The sequence below is a fragment of the Paracoccus methylovorus genome (genome assembly GCF_016919705.1).
GTDB lineage: Bacteria > Pseudomonadota > Alphaproteobacteria > Rhodobacterales > Rhodobacteraceae > Paracoccus > Paracoccus methylovorus.
In genome coordinates, this window is record NZ_CP070371.1 from 905,759 (window position 1) to 923,863 (window position 18,105).

18 protein-coding genes are annotated in these 18,105 nt (G+C 64.1%); 9 read left to right on the forward strand and 9 right to left on the reverse strand.

Annotated elements, in window-relative coordinates; translation table 11 throughout:
* Positions 1 to 3: 3 nt before the first annotated feature.
* The 6 genes from JWJ88_RS17730 to cbbX all read left to right on the forward strand — a co-directional run bounded on the left by JWJ88_RS17730 (position 4) and on the right by cbbX (position 6,851).
* Positions 4 to 876 carry a phosphoribulokinase gene (locus JWJ88_RS17730; protein ID WP_205295765.1) on the forward strand — a complete coding sequence of 291 codons (873 nt, stop codon included), beginning with the start codon at positions 4 to 6 and terminating at the stop codon, positions 874 to 876.
* Positions 877 to 893: 17 nt separating this feature from the next.
* The gene (gene tkt, locus JWJ88_RS17735; protein ID WP_205295766.1) at positions 894 to 2,897 is read left to right on the forward strand and encodes a transketolase; all 2,004 of its coding nucleotides are present in this window, start codon (positions 894 to 896) and stop codon (positions 2,895 to 2,897) included.
* A complete protein-coding gene (gene fba / locus JWJ88_RS17740) occupies positions 2,897 to 3,976 on the forward strand; it encodes a class II fructose-bisphosphate aldolase (protein ID WP_205295767.1) in 1,080 nt (359 codons plus the stop codon). Before tkt ends, fba begins: the two co-directional genes overlap by 1 nt.
* 14 nt (positions 3,977 to 3,990) lie before the next feature.
* The gene (locus tag JWJ88_RS17745) at positions 3,991 to 5,454 is read left to right on the forward strand and encodes a form I ribulose bisphosphate carboxylase large subunit (RefSeq protein ID WP_205295768.1); all 1,464 of its coding nucleotides are present in this window, start codon (positions 3,991 to 3,993) and stop codon (positions 5,452 to 5,454) included.
* Between the two features lie 11 nt (positions 5,455 to 5,465).
* On the forward strand, positions 5,466 to 5,855 hold the full coding sequence (locus JWJ88_RS17750) for a ribulose bisphosphate carboxylase small subunit (protein ID WP_205295769.1): 390 nt from the start codon (positions 5,466 to 5,468) through the stop codon (positions 5,853 to 5,855).
* Between the two features lie 75 nt (positions 5,856 to 5,930).
* Entirely contained in the window at positions 5,931 to 6,851 is a 921-nt protein-coding gene (cbbX, locus tag JWJ88_RS17755) for a CbbX protein (RefSeq protein WP_205295770.1), read from the forward strand.
* 75 nt (positions 6,852 to 6,926) lie between these two features.
* On the opposite strand, the gene JWJ88_RS17760 is transcribed toward cbbX, so the two are convergent.
* The 6 genes from JWJ88_RS17760 to JWJ88_RS17785 are packed head-to-tail and all read right to left on the reverse strand — an operon-like array spanning position 6,927 to position 13,137.
* Positions 6,927 to 8,525, reverse strand: a complete 1,599-nt coding sequence (locus JWJ88_RS17760; RefSeq protein ID WP_205295771.1) for a GMC family oxidoreductase — start codon at positions 8,523 to 8,525, stop codon at positions 6,927 to 6,929.
* 46 nt (positions 8,526 to 8,571) lie between these two features.
* Positions 8,572 to 9,570: a branched-chain amino acid ABC transporter permease gene (locus JWJ88_RS17765; protein WP_205295772.1), complete on the reverse strand. Its 999-nt coding sequence runs from the start codon at positions 9,568 to 9,570 to the stop codon at positions 8,572 to 8,574.
* Position 9,571: 1 nt separating this feature from the next.
* Positions 9,572 to 10,459: a branched-chain amino acid ABC transporter permease gene (locus JWJ88_RS17770; protein WP_205295773.1), complete on the reverse strand. Its 888-nt coding sequence runs from the start codon at positions 10,457 to 10,459 to the stop codon at positions 9,572 to 9,574.
* A 1-nt stretch (position 10,460) separates the two neighbouring features.
* A complete protein-coding gene (locus JWJ88_RS17775) occupies positions 10,461 to 11,165 on the reverse strand; it encodes an ABC transporter ATP-binding protein (protein ID WP_205295774.1) in 705 nt (234 codons plus the stop codon).
* Positions 11,162 to 11,938, reverse strand: coding sequence for an ABC transporter ATP-binding protein (locus tag JWJ88_RS17780; protein ID WP_205295775.1), 777 nt, complete (start codon positions 11,936 to 11,938; stop codon positions 11,162 to 11,164). Before JWJ88_RS17780 ends, JWJ88_RS17775 begins: the two co-directional genes overlap by 4 nt.
* Complete coding sequence (locus JWJ88_RS17785) at positions 11,938 to 13,137, reverse strand: ABC transporter substrate-binding protein (RefSeq protein ID WP_205295776.1); 1,200 nt, start codon at positions 13,135 to 13,137, stop codon at positions 11,938 to 11,940. The genes JWJ88_RS17780 and JWJ88_RS17785 overlap by 1 nt, the downstream gene beginning before the upstream one ends.
* Positions 13,138 to 13,330: 193 nt before the next feature.
* Here JWJ88_RS17785 and JWJ88_RS17790 point away from each other — a divergent pair, with 193 nt between their 5' ends.
* The 3 genes from JWJ88_RS17790 (at position 13,331) to JWJ88_RS17800 (ending at position 16,435) form a co-directional block, all read left to right on the forward strand.
* Complete coding sequence (locus tag JWJ88_RS17790; RefSeq protein ID WP_205295777.1) at positions 13,331 to 14,245, forward strand: LysR family transcriptional regulator; 915 nt, start codon at positions 13,331 to 13,333, stop codon at positions 14,243 to 14,245.
* Positions 14,246 to 14,362: 117 nt separating this feature from the next.
* Positions 14,363 to 15,037: a hypothetical protein gene (locus JWJ88_RS17795; RefSeq protein WP_205295778.1), complete on the forward strand. Its 675-nt coding sequence runs from the start codon at positions 14,363 to 14,365 to the stop codon at positions 15,035 to 15,037.
* A 69-nt stretch (positions 15,038 to 15,106) separates the two neighbouring features.
* Positions 15,107 to 16,435: a hypothetical protein gene (locus JWJ88_RS17800; RefSeq protein ID WP_240200279.1), complete on the forward strand. Its 1,329-nt coding sequence runs from the start codon at positions 15,107 to 15,109 to the stop codon at positions 16,433 to 16,435.
* On the opposite strand, the gene JWJ88_RS17805 is transcribed toward JWJ88_RS17800, so the two are convergent.
* Genes JWJ88_RS17805 through JWJ88_RS17815 form a run of 3 tightly spaced genes read right to left on the reverse strand, consistent with a single transcriptional unit; the run spans position 16,407 to position 18,051 of the window.
* On the reverse strand, positions 16,407 to 16,958 hold the full coding sequence (locus JWJ88_RS17805) for a hypothetical protein (RefSeq protein ID WP_205295780.1): 552 nt from the start codon (positions 16,956 to 16,958) through the stop codon (positions 16,407 to 16,409). The genes JWJ88_RS17800 and JWJ88_RS17805 overlap by 29 nt on opposite strands.
* Complete coding sequence (locus tag JWJ88_RS17810; protein WP_205295781.1) at positions 16,955 to 17,503, reverse strand: hypothetical protein; 549 nt, start codon at positions 17,501 to 17,503, stop codon at positions 16,955 to 16,957. Before JWJ88_RS17810 ends, JWJ88_RS17805 begins: the two co-directional genes overlap by 4 nt.
* On the reverse strand, positions 17,500 to 18,051 hold the full coding sequence (locus JWJ88_RS17815) for a hypothetical protein (protein ID WP_205295782.1): 552 nt from the start codon (positions 18,049 to 18,051) through the stop codon (positions 17,500 to 17,502). Before JWJ88_RS17815 ends, JWJ88_RS17810 begins: the two co-directional genes overlap by 4 nt.
* Between the last annotated feature and the right edge of the window lie 54 nt (positions 18,052 to 18,105).

An 18,105-nucleotide genomic window follows, 5' to 3' on the forward strand; every position in this document is an offset into this window, starting at 1 on the left:
ACAATGAGCAAGAAGCACCCGATCATCTCTGTCACCGGCTCGTCAGGCTCGGGCACCACCACGATCAAAAACACGTTCGACCAGATTTTCCGCCGCGAAAAGATCACCGCCGTCAGCATCGAGGGCGATGCATTCCACCGCTACGACCGCGCCGCCATGAAGGCGGAACTGGAGCGCCGGACCCAAGGCGGCGACCACACGTTCAGTCATTTCAGCATCGAGGCCAACGAGTTGGGCAAGCTGGAACAGGTCTTTCGCCAGTACGGCGAAACCGGGACCGGCCAAAGCAGGCACTATGTCCATGACGAACGCGAGGCCGAGAAATACGGTGTCTCGCCTGGCCATTTCACCGAGTGGTCCGAGTTTCAGCCGGGTTCGGACCTGTTGTTCTATGAGGGGCTGCATGGCGCGGTCAGGACCGACGGCATCGACATCGCCGGTCATGCGGATCTGAAGATCGGCGTGGTGCCGGTCATCAATCTGGAATGGACGCAGAAGATCCACCGCGACAAGGCCAGCCGGGGCTATTCCACCGAAGCCGTCACCGATGTAATCCTGCGCCGGATGCATGCCTATGTGCATGTGATCTGCCCGCAGTTCACCCATACCGACATCAATTTCCAGCGGGTGCCGGTGGTCGATACCTCGAACCCCTTTATCGCCCGCTGGATCCCGACGCCGGATGAAAGCCTTGTGGTCATCCGGTTTCGCAATCCGCGCGGCATCGATTTTCCCTATCTGACCTCGATGATCCAGGGCTCATGGATGAGCCGCGCCAATTCCATCGTCATACCGGGGCCCAGGATGGACCTGGCCATGCAGCTGATCCTGACGCCGATGATCCTGCGTCTGGTCGGCGAATCCAAACGCGCCTGACCAAGAAGGAGGAGACCATGAACCAGATGGCAAGGATCGACACGGAAGCAGAGGCCCAGATGGCCAATGCGATCCGCGCGCTGGCGATGGATGCGGTGGAGGCCGCCAAATCCGGTCATCCCGGCGCGCCCATGGGCATGGCCGATGTGGCCACAGTGCTGTTCAACCGCTTCATCAGGATCGACCCGGCGGATGACGGATGGCCCGACCGCGACCGTTTCGTGATGTCGGCAGGCCACGGCTCGATGCTGGTTTATGCGATCAACCACATGCTGGGCTATGATGACATGGGGCTGGATCAGTTGCGCAATTTCCGCCAGTTGGGCGCGCGAACCGCCGGCCATCCCGAATACGGCCATGCCAAGGGGATCGAGACCACCACCGGCCCCTTGGGTCAGGGTGTAGCCACCGCGGTCGGCATGGCGCTGGCCGAGCGGATGATGAACGCCCGTTTCGGCGATGATCTGGTCGATCACCGAACCTATGCCATCTGCGGCGACGGCTGCCTGATGGAGGGCATCAGCCACGAAGCCATCGACTTTGCCGGTCACCAGCGGCTTGGCCGGCTGATCCTGCTGTGGGACGACAATGGCATTACCATCGACGGCCATACGGATCTGTCCACCTCGACCGATCAGCGGGCACGCTTTGCCGCGGCGGGCTGGCATGTGCAGGCAGTGGATGGCCATGACCGCGAGGCGGTGGCAGCCGCCATTCAGGCCGCGCAGCAGGACGAGCGGCCGTCGCTTATCGCCTGCAAGACGGTGATCGGTTTCGGCGCCCCGAACAAGCAGGGCAGCCATGAGGTCCATGGCGCGCCGCTGGGTGCGGATGAGATCGCGGCCGCACGCACGCATCTGGGCTGGCCGCATGCGCCCTTTGAAATCCCCACAAATATCCTGGACTCCTGGCGCGCTGTCTCCGCGCGAGGGGCCGAGGCGCGGTCGGCATGGCGCAAACGGCTGGACTCTTCCCCCGACAACAGCCGTTTCAACGCCACGCTGGCCGCGCCCGACGCGGTGGCACTGCGCGCCGCGATCCGCGACTATACCGCAAAGCTCGCCACCGAGCGGCCCAAGGTCGCGACCCGCAAGGCGTCCGAAATGGCGCTGGAGGTGGTGAACGCGGTGCTGCCGAACACCGTGGGGGGCTCGGCCGACCTGACCGGCTCGAACAACACCCGGACCAAGGGCATGGCGGCGGTGACGCCCACCGACCGTTCGGGGCGCTACATCCATTACGGCATCCGCGAACACGCCATGGCCGCGATCATGAACGGCATCGCGCTGCATGGCGGGCTGATCCCCTATGGCGGCACATTCCTGGCCTTCAGCGACTATTCCCGGCCCGCGATCCGGCTGGGCGCGCTGATGGGGGTGCCGGTCGTCCATGTCATGACCCATGACAGCATCGGTCTGGGCGAGGATGGCCCGACCCACCAGCCGGTCGAGCATGTCGCGGCGCTGCGGGCGATCCCGAACCTGATGGTGTTTCGCCCCGCCGACGCGGTCGAGACGGCCGAGGCGTGGGAGATCGCACTGACCGCAGCCGCCACGCCTTCAGTCCTGTGCCTGTCGCGGCAGAACTTGCCCGCCGTGCGGCTGGAGGGGGGCGACGAGAACCTGACCCGGCTGGGCGCCTATGTCCTGCGAGAAACCAAGGGCGCGCGGGATGTGACGCTGATCGCCACCGGCTCCGAGGTCGAGATCGCGCTTGCCGCTGCCGATCTGCTGGCCGCGCAGGGCGTGCGCGCCGCCGTCGTCTCGGCCCCGTGCTTCGAGCTTTTCGCCGAACGTGCGCCGTCCGAGCGCGAACAGGTGCTGGGACGCGCCCCGCGCATCGGCATCGAGGCGCTGATCCGGCAGGGCTGGGACGGGCTGATGCTGCGCCCCGGCGACGCATTCATCGGCATGACGGGCTTCGGCGCCTCGGCCCCTGCCCCGGCGCTTTACCGGCATTTTGGTATCACGGCCGAACGTGCCGCCGATCTGGCCAACCAGCTTATTCAGGGAGGAAAGTGATGGCCCTCATCACGCTGCGACAGCTTCTGGATCACGCCGCCGAGCATGGCTATGGCGTGCCCGCCTTCAATATCAACAACATGGAGCAAGGTCTTGCCATCGTTAAGGCAGCGGCCGAGGTCGATGCGCCGGTGATCTTGCAAGCCAGCCGCGGCGCCCGGTCCTATGCCGGCGACATCATGCTGCGCCGCATGGTCGAGGCGCTGGCCGAGATGAACCCCACCATTCCGATCTGCCTGCATCAGGACCATGGCAACAATCTGGCGACCTGCATGTCGGCGATCCGGCACGGGTTCACCAGCGTCATGATGGACGGCTCGCTTCTGGAAGACATGAAGACGCCGGCCGATTACGATTATAACGTGGCCGTCACCGCCAAGGTGGCCGAGGCCGCCCATGCCGTCGGCGCCTCGGTCGAGGGGGAGCTGGGGGTTCTGGGCAGTCTGGAAACCGGCGAGGCGGCGGCCGAGGACGGCTCGGGCGCCGAGGGCAAGCTGGATCACAGCCAGCTTCTGACCGATCCCGATCAGGCGGTGGATTTCGTGACCCGCACCCGCTGCGACGCGCTGGCCATCGCCTGCGGCACCAGCCACGGCGCCTACAAGTTCAGCCGCAAGCCCGACGGCGACATCCTGGCCATGCATGTGATCGAGGCGATCCACGAGCGCCTGCCCGGCACGCATCTGGTCATGCATGGGTCGTCCTCGGTGCCGCAATACCTGCAGGACCTCATCAACGAGGCTGGCGGCGAGATGCCCCAGACCTATGGCGTCCCGGTCGAGGAGATCGAGCGCGGCATCCGCCACGGCGTGCGCAAGGTCAATATCGACACCGACTGCCGCATGGCGATGACCGGGCATTTCCGCAAGGTCGCCCGCGATACGCCGCAGGAATTCGATCCGCGGAAATTCCTGATCCCCGCGATGAAGGAACTGACCGCGCTCTGCCGCGACCGCTTTGAGCGTTTCGGCACCGCAGGTCATGCCAGCCGGATCAGGGTCATCCCGATGGACGAGATGGCAAAACGCTATGCGTCGGGGGCGCTGGACCCGGCAATCACTGGCGCGAAAGCCGCCTGAGAGGAGGAAACCCGATGAATGAGATGAGCAAATCCGAAATCACGGACAAGAAAAAGCGCTATGCCGCCGGCGTGCTGAAATACGCCCAGATGGGCTATTGGGACGGCGATTACGAGCCCAAGGACACCGATATCCTGGCGCTGTTCCGCATCACCCCGCAAGATGGCGTGGACCCGATCGAGGCGGCGGCGGCGGTTGCCGGCGAAAGCTCGACCGCGACATGGACGGTGGTCTGGACCGACCGGCTGACCGCCTGCGACCAATACCGCGCGAAAGCCTATAAGGTCGAGCCGGTGCCCGGCACGCCGGGGCAGTATTTCTGCTATGTCGCCTATGACCTGATCCTGTTCGAGGAAGGGTCCATCGCCAACGTGACGGCCTCGATCATCGGCAATGTCTTCAGCTTCAAGCCGCTGCTGGCCGCCCGGCTGGAAGACATGCGCTTTCCCGTGGCCTACATGAAGACCTTTGCCGGCCCCCCCACCGGCATCGTGGTCGAGCGCGAGCGGCTGGACAAGTTCGGCCGCCCCCTTTTGGGCGCCACGACCAAGCCCAAGCTGGGGCTTTCCGGCAAGAACTATGGCCGGGTGGTCTATGAAGGGCTCAAGGGCGGGCTGGACTTCATGAAGGACGACGAGAACATCAACAGCCAGCCCTTCATGCATTGGCGCGACCGGTTTCTTTACTGCATGGAGGCGGTGAACAAGGCGACCGCCGTCACCGGCGAGATCAAGGGCCATTACCTGAACATCACCGCCGGCACGATGGAAGAGATGTATGCCCGTGCAGAACTGGCCAAGGAATTGGGCTCGGTCATCGTCATGGTCGATCTGATCGTGGGCTGGACCGCGATCCAGTCGATCTCGAACTGGTGCCGGCAGAACGACATGATCCTGCACATGCACCGCGCCGGCCACGGCACCTATACGCGGCAGAAGAACCACGGCATCAGCTTTCGCGTGATCGCCAAGTGGCTGCGCATGGCCGGGGTCGATCACCTGCACTGCGGCACCGCCGTCGGCAAGCTTGAAGGCGATCCGATGACCGTGCAGGGCTATTACAACGTCTGCCGCGAAATGCATAACGAGATCGACTTGCCACGCGGCATCTTTTTCGAGCAGGACTGGGCGAACCTGAAAAAAGTGATGCCGGTCGCGTCGGGCGGCATCCATGCCGGGCAGATGCACCAGCTTCTGGACCTGTTCGGCGACGATGTGGTGCTGCAATTCGGCGGTGGCACCATCGGTCACCCGATGGGCATCCAGGCGGGCGCGACCGCGAACCGCGTGGCGCTGGAGGCCATGGTTCTGGCCCGCAACGAGGGCCGCGATATCGCGACCGAAGGCCCGGAAATCCTGCGGGCGGCCGCGAAATGGTGCAAGCCGCTGGAAGCCGCCCTCGATGTCTGGGGCAACATTACGTTCAACTACACATCGACAGACACCTCGGACTTCGTTCCGACCGCGTCTGTCAGCTGACGGAGGACCATATGCGTATCACTCAGGGTTGCTTTTCCTTTCTGCCCGATCTTTCCGACGAGCAGATCCGCGATCAGGTGGAATATATCCTGTCGCGCGACTGGGCGGTCGGGATCGAATTCACCGATGAGCCGCATCCCCGCAACACCTATTGGGAGATGTGGGGCCATCCGATGTTCGACCTCAAGGACGCCAAGGGCGTGATGATGGAACTGGACGATTGCCGCAAGGCGCATGGCGACAAGTATATCCGCATCAACGCCTTTGACAGCACCAGAGGCTGGGAGACGGTGATGATGTCCTTTATCGTCAACCGCCCCGCGAAAGAGCCGGGTTTCAGGACATGGCGGATGGAGGCCGATGGCCGGCATATCCGCTATACCCATGAGCTGACCGGCTGATGGCCCGGCCGGATCGGGGGGCTGTCTGCCCCCCGGCCCCCCGAGGATATTTGCACACGAAAGAAGGATTGGGCGATGGATGGCGACATGGGCGAGAAACTGGCCAGGGTCGATCTGAAGGCCGAGTACGAATCCTCGGGCGTCCGCGATATTCTGGATGAGCTGGACCGCGAGTTGATCGGGCTTACCCCGGTCAAGAGCCGCATTCGCGAGACTGCGGCGCTGTTGCTGGTCGACCGGGCGCGGCGCGATCTGGGACTGGTCCATGAGACACCGACGCTGCACATGAGCTTTACCGGCAATCCCGGCACCGGAAAGACCACGGTGGCGCTGAAGATGGCGGGGCTGCTGCACCGGCTGGGTTATGTGCGCAAGGGGCATCTGGTCAGCGTGACCCGCGACGATCTGGTCGGGCAATATATCGGTCACACCGCCCCCAAGACCAAGGAAGTGCTGAAGAAAGCCATGGGCGGCGTGTTGTTCATTGACGAGGCCTATTATCTTTACAAGCCGGATAACGAGCGCGACTATGGGCAGGAAGCGATCGAGATCCTGTTGCAGGTGATGGAGAACAACCGCGACGATCTGGTCGTCATCATGGCTGGTTATGCCGACCGCATGGATCGTTTCTTTGCCGCCAATCCGGGTTTTCGCTCTCGTATCGCCCATCACATCGAGTTTCCCGATTATACCGGCGAGGAGTTGGCGCGGATCTCGGTCTCGATGCTGGAAAACCAGGGCTATGTCTTTGACGAAGGCGGGCGCCGGGCGATGGAGGATTATATCGGACTGCGCCGAGAGCAGCCGCATTTCGCCAATGCGCGCTCGATCCGCAATGCGCTGGACCGGGCGCGCCTGAGGCAGGCGAACCGGCTGTTTTCGGGAGATGCGCCGGTCGACGCACATATGCTGTCGACCATCACCGAAGCCGATATCCGTCCGAGCCGGGTGTTTTCGGGCGGGCTTGACGGTAATCCGGCGATAGATGGCGCCTGATCCGTCCCTTGCAGCATCGAAACAGGGCGATCAACCGGCTGGATGAAAGGGGCGAGAGGGGCTCAGGGCCGCGCCTTATGCCTTGGCGTCCTCCAGCATCATGCGCGCGGCCTTTTCCGCTATCATCATCGCCGGCGCATTGGTATTGCCGCTGGTGATCGTCGGCATGACCGAAGCATCGGCGATCCGCAGCCGGCCAAGCGCCCGCATTCGCAACCGCGGATCGACCACGGCGCCATCGTCGACACCCATGCGGCAGGTGCCCACGGGGTGAAAGATCGTGGTGCCTACGGCTCCGGCCGCCTTGACCAGATCTTCGTCGGTCTGGAAAGCGATGCCCGGCACGTGTTCCTGTGGGTCGAAGCGGTTGAAGGCCGGTTGAGCCGCGATCTTGCGGGCCATGCGTATGGCCCGCACGGCGATGTCCCGGTCGGCTTCGGTCGAAAGGTAATTCGGCCGGATAGCCGGGTGGCTGCGAAAATCCGCGCTCGTGACATGAACCGAACCGCGGCTTTCGGGCCGCAGGTTGCACACGGACGCGGTCATGGCCGGGAACGGGTGCACGGGGTCGCCGAACTTGTCCAGGCTGACCGGCTGGACGTGGAACTCCAGATCCGGCGTCGCCTTGTCGGGCCCGGAACGGGTGAATATGCCAAGCTGGCTGGGCGCCATCGACATCGGCCCCGAGCGTTTCAGCAGATATTCCAGCCCGATGGCCGCCTTGCCCAGCAGACGCGAGGCCTTTTCGTTCAGGGTCGGCACGCCCCGGACCTTGTAGACCAGCCGCAACTGCAGGTGGTCCTGCAGATTCTCGCCCAGTCCCGGGACCTCGATCTGCGGGGCGATGCCGGCGGCCTGCAAGATGCCGCCCTGCCCCACGCCGGAATGTTCGAGGATCTGGACCGAACCTATCGAACCCGCCGCCAGCACGGTTTCACGCGTCGCACGAACCTCGCGCCGCTGGCCCTGATGGTGGAAGACGACGCCCGTGACTTCGCCGGACTGGATCGCCAGCCGCTCGACCTCGGCCCCGGTGAGGATCCGCAGGTTCGGGCGATTGCGCACCGGCCGCAGGAAGGCGCGCGCCGCGCTCCAGCGCCAGCCGGCTTTCTGTGTCACGTCGAAATAGCCGCCGCCTTCGTTATCGCCGCGGTTGAAATCATCCGTGCGGGGAATGCCGGCCTGTTCGGCGGCCTCCATGAAGGCGTCGAGCACCGCCCAGCGGACGCGCGCGGTTTCGACCCGAAGCTCTCCGCCCGCGCCATGTGCGTCGTCAGCGCCGCGGTAGTGGTCCTCTTGCGCCCTGAACAGCGGCAGCACGTCATCCCAGCCCCAGCCGGTGCAGCCAAGCTGGCGCCAATGATCGTAATCCGCCGCCTGTCCGCGCATGTAGATCATGCCGTTGATCGACGAGCAGCCGCCCAGAACCCGGCCGCGCGGATAAAGCAGTTCACGGCCGTTCAGCGCCGGCTCGCCCTGAGTGCGAAACCCCCAGTCGGTGCGGGGATTGCCGATGCAGTAAAGATAGCCGACCGGGATATGGACCCAGTGGTAATTGTCGCGTCCCCCCGCCTCCAAGAGCAGCACGCGACAACCGGGATCGGCGCTGAGGCGGTTGGCCAGCACACATCCGGCGCTGCCCGCGCCAATGACGATATAGTCATAGCTTTCCATCGGATACCCCTTGCATGGCCCCCGCTTGCGCGCAGGGGCCGCACCGTTACGAACCTGCCCTGAAGCCCAACTTGCGGCCAAGCTTCGAGGCGAAGAACTCGCCCACCAACCCCCGGCGGAACAGAAGCACGCAGACCATGAAGACGACGCCGGTGATGACCGTGACCGGGAAGTCCGAGGTCGCCAGGTAGTTCTGCAAGGTCACCACCAGCCCCGCGCCGACGATCGGGCCAAGCAGCGTGCCGATCCCGCCCAGAAGCGTCATCAAGATCACCTCGCCCGACATCTGCCAGGTCACGTCGGTCAGCGTCGCGAACTGGAAGATCAGCGCCTTGACCCCGCCTGCCAGCCCAGCCAGCGCCGCCGACATGACAAAGGCGCCAAGCTTGTAACGCTGCACCGAATAGCCCAGCGAGATCGCCCGCTGCTCGTTTTCGCGGATCGACTTGAGGATCATGCCGAAGGGCGAGTTCACAAAGCGCCAGATGATCAGCAGGCCAAGGATAAAGACCGCCAGCACGAAGTAATACATGTTCATCGGCTGGTTCAGGTCGATCAGCCCGAACAGATGGCCGCGCGGCACGGATTGGATACCGTCCTCGCCATGGGTAAAGGGGGCCTGCAGGCAGAAAAAGAAGAACATCTGCGACAGCGCCAGCGTGATCATGGCGAAGTAGATGCCCTGACGACGGATGGCGATGGCACCCATCACCAGCCCCAGCGCCGCCGCACCGGCGACGCCCAGCAGGATGCCGAATTCCGGCGACCAGCCCCAGACCTTGACCGCATGGGCGGTGAAATAGGCCGCGCCGCCGAAAAAGGTGGCATGGCCAAAGGACAGAAGCCCCGTATAGCCCAGGAGCAGGTTGAAGGCCGAGGCGAAAAGCGCAAAGGCCAGCAGCTTCATCAGGAAGATCGGATAAAGAAACATCGGCGCGACCAGCAGTGCCGCAAGTGCAATCACCAGCAGCAGCAACTGGATCTGTCCGGCCCAGGCATGGACGGCGACATGTTCGGTCGAAATGGGTTCGGATTTTCCGGCCATGTCAGGCATCCTTTCCGAATAGGCCCGCGGGCCGCAGGATCAGCACGATCGCCATGATGACGAAGATCACGATGTTCGAGGCCTCGGGATAGAAGACTTTGGTCAACCCCTCGACCACGCCCAGCATATAGCCGGTGACGATGGCCCCCAGGATCGAGCCCATGCCGCCCACGACCACCACGGCAAAGACGATGATGATCAGGTTCGAACCCATCAGGGGGCTGACCTGATAGACCGGCGCCGCCAGCACCCCGGCAAAGGCCGCAAGCCCCGCCCCAAGCGCATAGGTCAGCGTCAGCAGCAAGGGCACGTTGACGCCAAAGGCCTGCACCAGCACCGGGTTTTCGGTCGCGGCACGCAAATAAGCGCCCAGCTTGGTCTTTTCGATCAGCAGCCAGACCGCGATACAAACCGCCATCGAGGCCACGACCACCCAGCCGCGATAGATCGGCAGGAACATGAAGCCTAGGTTCACCGCCCCTGTCAGTTGCGACGGCGGGGAATAGGGCTTGCCGGAAGCGCCGAAGAAATAGCGGAAGGTGCCCTCGATCGCCAGCGCCAGCCCGAAGGTGAACAGCAGGCCATAAAGATGGTCCAGCTTATAGAGCCGCGACAGCATCGTGCGCTCCACGATGGCGGCGAACAGTCCCACCACCAGCGGCGCAAGAAGCAGCGCGAGCCAATAGTTGATCCCGCCCACGGTCAGAAGCAGCAGTGCGACAAAGGCGCCCAGCATGTATTGCGCGCCGTGGGCGAAGTTGATGACGCGCAAAAGCCCGAAGATCACCGCAAGACCCAGCGACAAGAGCGCGTAGAACGAGCCGTTGATCAGTCCGACCAGCAACTGGCCCATCAGCGCCTGCACGGGCACACCGAAGATTGTCGTCATCTTATACCCCCAGTTCCCGATGCAGCATGTCCATCTGCGCCTGCAAATCGGCGACTGGGAATTCCGCAGTCATCCTGCCGTGGTCCATCAGATAGAACCGGTCCGCGACCTTGGCGGCAAAGCGGAAATTCTGCTCGACCAGCACCACGGTCATGCCGCGGCTTTTTAGTTTTTGCAGCACCTCGCCGATGGCTTGGATGATGACCGGGGCAAGCCCCTCGGTCGGCTCGTCCAGCAACAGGCAGCGCGCGCCGGTGCGCAGGATGCGCGCCATGGCAAGCATCTGCTGCTCGCCCCCCGACAGCTTGGTGCCCTGACTGTTGCGCCGTTCCTTGAGGTTGGGGAAAAGCTCATAGATCTCGTCCACCGACATGCCGCCCTCGGCCACTTTCGGCGGCAGCAGCAGGTTTTCCTCGACCGAGAGGCTGGCGAAGATGCCGCGCTCTTCGGGGACGAAACCCAGCCCGGCGCGGGCGGTATGGTGCAAGGGCAAGGTCAGCATGTCCTGCCCGGCGAATTCGATCCGGCCCGTGCGCTTGCGCAGGATGCCCATGATCGAGCGCAGGGTGGTGGTCTTGCCCATGCCGTTGCGGCCAAGGATGCAGATGGTTTCGCCCTGCGCGACGGTCAGGTTCACGCCATGCAGCACGTGGCTTTCGCCATACCATGCCTGCAGATCGCGGACGTTCAGAAGCGGCGCGGTCATGCGTCGGTCCCCATATAGGCGGTGCGCACGCGCGGATCGGCCGAGACGGCGGCATAGTCGCCCTGCGCGATGATCTCGCCGCGTTGCAGCACGGTGACGTGGTGGCAGATATCGGCCACGACGCTGAGGTTGTGTTCGACCATCAGCACGGCGCGTTCGACGGCGACGTCGCGGATGATGGCAGCGACCATGGCGACGTCCTCTTGCCCCATGCCGGCCATGGGCTCGTCCAGCAGCAGCACCTCGGGATCCAGCGCCAGCGTGGTCGCGATTTCCAGCACGCGCTTGCGGCCATAGGACAGGTCGGCGGCGCGGTGGTCGCGCCAATGGCCAAGCCCCAGCCGGTCGATCAATTCGTCGGCGCGCGGATTCAACCGGTCCAGCGCCGAAAGCGGCAACCAGAACTGCGTTGACAGCCCGCTGGGCCGTTGCAGCGCGATCTTGACGTTCTCACGCACGGTCAGGTGCGGAAAGACGGCCGAGATCTGGAAGGACCGCACCAGCCCCATCCGCGCCACCTTGTCGGGCTTGGTCTGGGTGATATCGGTCCCCAAAAGCGTGATCTGGCCCCGCGTCGGTTGCAGGAACTTGGTCAACAGGTTGAAGACCGTGGTCTTGCCGGCGCCGTTCGGCCCGATCAGCGCATGGATGCGGGCATGTTCCACATCCAGATCGACATTATTGACGGCGGTGAAGCCGGCAAAATCCTTGCCAAGGCCGCGGGCGGAAAGCACCACCCGCGGCTCGGCCTGCGTTGCCACAGACGCCGCCATCAGTTGACCAGCGGGCAGCCGCTTTCGGCCGGGTTCAGGAAGGCCTCGTCGCCGGGAATAGTGGCAAGGACGTTGTAGTAGTCCCAATCCTCGGTCACATCGCCGGGCGCCTTGACCTCCATCAGAAAGACGTCCGTGATCATGCGACCGTTGGGCCCGACCTTGCCGCCCTGGGAAAAGACGTCGTCCACCGGCATTTCGTGCAGCTTGGCTGCAACCGCCTCGGTTTCGTCGGTGCCCGCCGCCTCGATCGCCTTGAGATACTGGCTGACGGCCGAATAGGTGCCGGCATGGACCATGTTCGGCATGACACCGGTCCGCTCTTTGAACCGCTCGCCGAATTCACGCGATTCGGGGGTGCGGTTCCAATAGAAGCTCTCGGTCAGTGTCAGCCCCTGTGCCGCATCCAGCCCGATGCCATGCACCTCGGCCAAGGTGAACAGCAGCGCCGCCAGACGCTGGCCGCCGGCAGTGATGCCGAATTCCGCCGCCTGCTTGATCGCGTTCTGCGTATCCATGCCCGCATTCGCCAACCCGATGACCTTGGCGCCCGAGGACTGGGCCTGCAACAGGAATGAGGAAAAGTCGGTCGTCGCCAGCGGGTGACGCACCGCGCCCACCACCGTTCCGCCCTGCGACTTGACGAAATTGCCGGTCTGCTCTTCCAGCGAATAGCCAAAGGCATAGTCGGCGGTCAGGAAGAACCAGCTGTCACCGCCGGCTTTCACCAGCGCGCCGCCGGTGCCGACGGCCAGCGCGTGGGTGTCATAGGCCCAGTGGAACCCATAGGGCGAACATTGCGGGCCGGTCAGCTCGGTCGTGGCCGCGCCGGTATTGATGGTGATCTTTTTCTTTTCCTGGCTCAGCGCCTGCACCGCCAGACCCACGGACGAGGTGGTCAGTTCCATGATCGAATCGACCTGCTCGGTATCGTACCACTGCCGGGCAATGTTCGAGGCGATGTCGGGCTTGTTCTGATGGTCCGCGGTGACCACCTCGATCGGCGCATCCAGCACCTTGCCGCCAAAATCCTCGACCGCCATCTTCGCGGCCTCATACGAGAATTTGCCGCCGAAATCGGCATAGACGCCGGACTGGTCGTTCAGGATGCCGATCTTGACCTTACCGTCCGACACTTCGGACAAGGCAGGCGTGGCAATAAGGCCGACCGCAGCGGTCGACAGCAGAAACTTTCGCATCTTATCCTCCCAAAGGCGCACCCCTTCCACCGGGTCGGTCGTGCCGACCGGATGGGAATGCTGTCCTGTTTCCGTCGAGGGGCGACTCTTCCCTTCACCCGCTCGCCCGGAACGATGCAGGTAATTCCACTTTGACACAAGTGTTCAGAGAGGTTTAATTTCATACAGGGTGTGTGCATTTATGAACAACTGAATGGCCAATCTAAGCTGGGACGATCTGCAATTCTTTTTGGCGGTTGTGCGGGAAGGCCAGCTTTCGCGGGCGGCACGGCATCTGGGCACCTCGCATGTCACCGTCTCGCGCCGCATCGACCGGCTGGAGCAGGCGCTGAATACCCGCCTGTTCGAACGAAACCCGCGCGGCTATGAACCCACCCCTGCCGGCCAGCGCCTGATCGAAGCGGCCGAGCGCATGGAAGAGGCCGCCGGGCTGATCCCGCTGGACCAACGTGCCGCGCCTGACCAGAAACGGCCCTTGCGGCTGGCGATGCCCGAGGGATTCGCCAGCCTGTTTTCGACCCATCTGCTGCCGGCCTTCATCGCCCGCTTTCCGCTGATCTCGCTGGAACTCATCACCATGCCACAGGTGCTGTCGCTGTCCCGGCGCGAGGCGGATATCTCGATCACGCTGGACCCCGTCAGCAGCGGCCCCTATCGCTCTGATCCGCTGGTGGATTATACGCTGCATCTTTACGCCACGCGCGACCATCTGCGCAGCCTCTCCCCGATCACCAGCCCCGAGGATCTGCGCCAGCAACGCTTTATCGGCTATATCGAGGAGATGATCTTTGCCCCCGGCCTCGACTATCTGGGCGAGATCCACCCCGCGATCCGGGCCAGCGTGAAAAGCTCCAGCATCTTCAATCAACTGGCGGCGGTGCGCAACGGGCTGGGGATCGGCGTCCTGCCCTGGTATATCGCCGGGAAATATCCCGAATTGCAGATTGTGCTGCCCGAGTTGCGCCTGACCCGGACCTATTGGCTGACCTGCCACCGCGATCTGCGCATGATGCAATGGGTGCGGGCGGTCATCAGCTTTCTGTCCGCAAACCTGGCCGAGCGCGGCCATGAACTGTCCCGCCCGCCCGATCATGCCGGACCGGGTTGAAGCCGCAGGACGGATTTTCGCCGCCCGGTGGCGGCGGCATAAAAGCTCTCTGGCGCATTGCCCCTGTGCGGTGGGATAGTCATCCCGAACCGCCATGTCGAACCAGGGAATTTGCCGATGCGCTATTTCGATTTCAGTTCCTGGCAGGGGATTCTGACCACGCTTCTGGGCCTTGCGATGTTCACGCTGATTGGCGTGGGCATCCGGGTGCTGATGCTGCTGACGATCCAGCAGCGCCAGCAGCGCATGAATCGCCAGATCAACGAACGGCTGCGCACGCTGATTGCGGCTTATAAGGTTCTTGGCGGCTCTTTCACCGGGGAACTGCTGGTCGATCCCACTCATCTGCGCGACCTGCGCCAACGGATACAGGATGAGGCTGCCGAAGAAGCTGCCGGCTCGGACCGCGCCCGGCGCATTCGCGACGCGGTCGAGGCATCGCTGTCCGACATCATCCTGCTGGGCACCGAGGAACAGGTCCGCCTTGCCAGCCATGCCGCGACCGAGATGGCCGCGGGCCGGCCGATCCACACCGCCGAACTGGTGGTCTCGCTACGCGACTTCATCCGCAAGGCGCTGGATCTGGCACCTGTGCCCGGTGATGTCAGCATCCCATCGCAAGGACCGGCACGCCAGCAGGGTGGATCGTCCCGAAGTGGGCGAGGCGAAGCCGGCGGCAAGGGCGGTGGCGCAGGAGGCGGTGGTGGCGGTGGCATGGGAGGAGGAATGGGCGGCGGCGGAATGGGCATGGGAATGGGGCTTGGCCGCCATGCCGACGACGCCCAACGCTAAGACCCGGCTCGCCGTCCTTTCCGGCACAGGCGGCTTGCGGTGCGGGGGCGATCCTGCAATCCTGCCGCAATGACCGGGGATCTGCATATTCTGCGCCAGCATGTCCTGCTTTCCGCGCGGCTGTTTCGGAACTACGGCGCGGCGCTGGCCGCCACCTGGATGGCCGGCACCCTCCTTGGCATGCTTTTGATGATGCTGGCGGTCGAGATCGGTTTTGCCAACCGTCTGGCGGGGTTGATCGCACTGGTGCCGGTGATCCTGCTGCAACTGGTGGTGTTTGTCGCCATGTTCGTCATCCTGCGAGACGGCTTGCCGTTGCTGCGGTTCAAGGCCAGCCGCCACAGCGTTGCGTCCGCGCCCGGACAGGATGACAACGGCGCCGGTGCGGGGGTCGGCGTATTGGCGGCCGCGCTGATGGCCGTTCTGATCCCCTTTTACGGCTACTATGCCGGCTGGGGATTGCTGGGAAACACGCTGCGGGACTATTCCAAGGCTTTCCTTGCGGCCTCGATGGAAAGGATCGACTTTTCCGACGTTCCTGCCGAGCCGCTGCCGACCGCGCTGGAGGTAGACAGCACCCTGTGGGTCGTGGCCGCAGTGCTGCTGATCTGGGCGGTCCGGCGCAGCGCCAAGGCCCTGCACAAGCGCAGCGGGGCCGGGATCTGGCCGCTGCTGGTGGTTGCCTGCGACGCAAGCTGGGCGGTGCTGGGCCTTTATGTGATCTCGGGCTGGCAGGCGGGATTCGTCGAATGGCTGGCCCGGCTGCCTTCGCCTGACGAATTATGGCAAAACCTGTTCCCGCCCGCCTCGGCCCAGGTTGTGGATGCCGCGGCGCGTCCGGTGGACTGGCCGCCGGTCTTTCGGGCCGGGCCTTGGTTCAAGTCCTTGTTCTGGTATGCCTTGTTGCCGCTGGTCTGGTTCAATCTTGGCGCCATCGTCTATGGCCACGACCTGAACCTGATGGCCGAGGGCACGCGGCGTTCGGCCGGCACGGTGGTCGACCGCTGGCAGGCGCTTCCCAAGCCGCTGACCGACTTTATCGGCCATTTCTGGGCAGGGCTGGTCAAGCGATGGCATGCCGTGATGAACGGCGTGCTGTTGGCCGGATCGGCAGGATTCGCATTGACCGTATCGGTGCTGGTGCTGTGGCGGCTGGCGGACTGGGCCGGACGCTGGGCCTGGGTCGGGCTGGCGGAACTGATCGGGCCGCAGGATCTGCCGGTCTGGCAGGTCGCGCAATATCCGCTGAACCTGCTTTTCGGCGCACCGGGCCAGCCGCAGGACGGAGTGCTGGTCTGCGTCATGCAGTTCTGCATTCTCGCCGCCGGGCTGGAGCTGGCCGGACGGGCGCAAAGGGACAAGAAGGCGGCTATGGCAGAGTCCGCAGCACCGGCGTGACCTGAAACTCCAGCGCATCGGGCCGCGTTCCCAAGGCCGAAACACGCAGCCTTGCCCCCCTCAGCAATTCAGCCGGCACCAGGAAAATCTGGTCAGAGAAAATCTCTTGCCCCTCTGCCGGGGCGTCATAGGGGGCGGGGATGCAGCGCCCCATGTTCTGGCCGTCCGGAGAGATGGTCTTGATCGCGCCATCGGTATTGGCACTCAACAGTGGCTGCCAGATCCGGCCGGTTCCGTCCTGCAAGGTGACATCGCAACTGATCCAGTCCTGCCGCGCAGTCTCATCCCCGCGCAGCGCCAGCCGCACGAGGATAAGCGCCCGCTCGGGCCGGTCGGGCGCTGTCGCTGCCCAGACCTGGGCCACGCGCGCATGGACGCCATGCAGCCCTGCCCCTGACGTATCCGCCGCAGTCACGTTCCATTCCCGGGCGCGGCGCAGGTCGGCGATCTCGGTCCGCGCGCCGATCCCTGCCGTCACCAGCAAAAACACCGCGGCAAGGATGGTCCAGACAAGGTGCTTCATGGGTCGAACCGGATAAGCGGTTGCCTGTCGTCAGGCAGGTTGGGTGGGGCAAGATGCAAGGCGCTGTCGAGAATCGCGGTGAAGCTGTTGGTCAGCACCAACTCGCCGCCCGTGACCTCGTCTGGCGGCAGTTCGAAAATGGCAATGCCACGATCCGTCAGCCCCGGCTGGAACCAGCGGCTGTCCAGCCCGTCGGGAACGTCACGGGCGCGCCAGGACAGGGCATAGTTGCGCCCACTCGTCCCGCGCCAATAGGCGTGGAGGCGCTGCGAAGCGATTGTTGCTTCGGCCTCGATCTCGGCGATCAGGAACACGCCGCCCGTGTCGCGGACCAGATCGCTGCCGTATCGGGAAAAGGCAATGCGATCGGTAAGCCGGATGGTGGTGAAACTGGCGCGGAAACTGCGCGCCTCACCCATTTCTCCCGCCGCGACATGGCTGCGAAACGGCTGTATGACGCTGTTGTAATCCGGCGCAGTCTGCATCATCGCCCCCAGCAGGGCCCCACCGGAAAGCAGGGTGACGATGCTGGCCGCGCGGATCACGACGAGTCCTCCAACGTCAAGGCCATGCGTGCAGCGGGCTGGAATTGCAGCCAACTGGATTGACCATAGAGGTTGTCCTTCAGCTTGAATGTTTGCCGATGGAACATCAGCGCAAGCGGCCCGGGTTGCCAGTCAGGCGGCACCTGCCAGATCAGAGTCACCTGCTCGGCCAGACGCGGATGCAATTGCGTCAGCGGCGCGTCATCGCGGTCCAGAATGACCTCCGGCTCGGGCAAGGCGACATCATTGATGGTCAGTTCGGGCGGATGGGGTGGAAAACCGAAAACGGCGGTCTGGCTTTCGCCGGTCAGGTTCAACAGTCGGACCTGCATCAGTAAACGCGCCGGTTGCCCGTCCTGCGCGGGCGGTGCAAGGATCAGGGACAGCGGGGTCAATTCGACCCGGCCCAGATCGACCGATTGTCCGGGCACGATCAGCGGCGGGTCTTTGGGCGCTCGCGCGTCCTCGACCTTCAGCCACAGGCCGAACAGCAGCGCGGCGGCGACCCCGGCCGAAGTGACCAGACGCACCCTCAGACGCCGCAGCAATAAGGCAGCTCGCTTTTCCGTCATGGGCGAATTAACGCCCCGCCTTGACGCCGG

Bases quoted from the DNA above. Each gene is read 5' to 3' on its own strand.
- fba (WP_205295767.1), top strand. From the start codon at position 2,897: ATGGCCCTCATCACGCTGCGACAGCTTCTGGATCACGCCGCCGAGCAT.
- tkt (WP_205295766.1), top strand. From the start codon at position 894: ATGAACCAGATGGCAAGGATCGACACGGAAGCAGAGGCCCAGATGGCC.
- JWJ88_RS17760 (WP_205295771.1), bottom strand. From the start codon at position 8,525: ATGGAAAGCTATGACTATATCGTCATTGGCGCGGGCAGCGCCGGATGT.
- cbbX (WP_205295770.1), top strand. From the start codon at position 5,931: ATGGATGGCGACATGGGCGAGAAACTGGCCAGGGTCGATCTGAAGGCC.
- JWJ88_RS17790 (WP_205295777.1), top strand. From the start codon at position 13,331: ATGGCCAATCTAAGCTGGGACGATCTGCAATTCTTTTTGGCGGTTGTG.
- JWJ88_RS17750 (WP_205295769.1), top strand. From the start codon at position 5,466: ATGCGTATCACTCAGGGTTGCTTTTCCTTTCTGCCCGATCTTTCCGAC.
- JWJ88_RS17765 (WP_205295772.1), bottom strand. From the start codon at position 9,570: ATGGCCGGAAAATCCGAACCCATTTCGACCGAACATGTCGCCGTCCAT.
- JWJ88_RS17795 (WP_205295778.1), top strand. From the start codon at position 14,363: ATGCGCTATTTCGATTTCAGTTCCTGGCAGGGGATTCTGACCACGCTT.
- JWJ88_RS17785 (WP_205295776.1), bottom strand. From the start codon at position 13,137: ATGCGAAAGTTTCTGCTGTCGACCGCTGCGGTCGGCCTTATTGCCACG.
- JWJ88_RS17800 (WP_240200279.1), top strand. From the start codon at position 15,107: ATGACCGGGGATCTGCATATTCTGCGCCAGCATGTCCTGCTTTCCGCG.
- JWJ88_RS17730 (WP_205295765.1), top strand. From the start codon at position 4: ATGAGCAAGAAGCACCCGATCATCTCTGTCACCGGCTCGTCAGGCTCG.
- JWJ88_RS17745 (WP_205295768.1), top strand. From the start codon at position 3,991: ATGAATGAGATGAGCAAATCCGAAATCACGGACAAGAAAAAGCGCTAT.
- JWJ88_RS17770 (WP_205295773.1), bottom strand. From the start codon at position 10,459: ATGACGACAATCTTCGGTGTGCCCGTGCAGGCGCTGATGGGCCAGTTG.
- JWJ88_RS17780 (WP_205295775.1), bottom strand. From the start codon at position 11,938: ATGGCGGCGTCTGTGGCAACGCAGGCCGAGCCGCGGGTGGTGCTTTCC.
- JWJ88_RS17775 (WP_205295774.1), bottom strand. From the start codon at position 11,165: ATGACCGCGCCGCTTCTGAACGTCCGCGATCTGCAGGCATGGTATGGC.
- JWJ88_RS17805 (WP_205295780.1), bottom strand. From the start codon at position 16,958: ATGAAGCACCTTGTCTGGACCATCCTTGCCGCGGTGTTTTTGCTGGTG.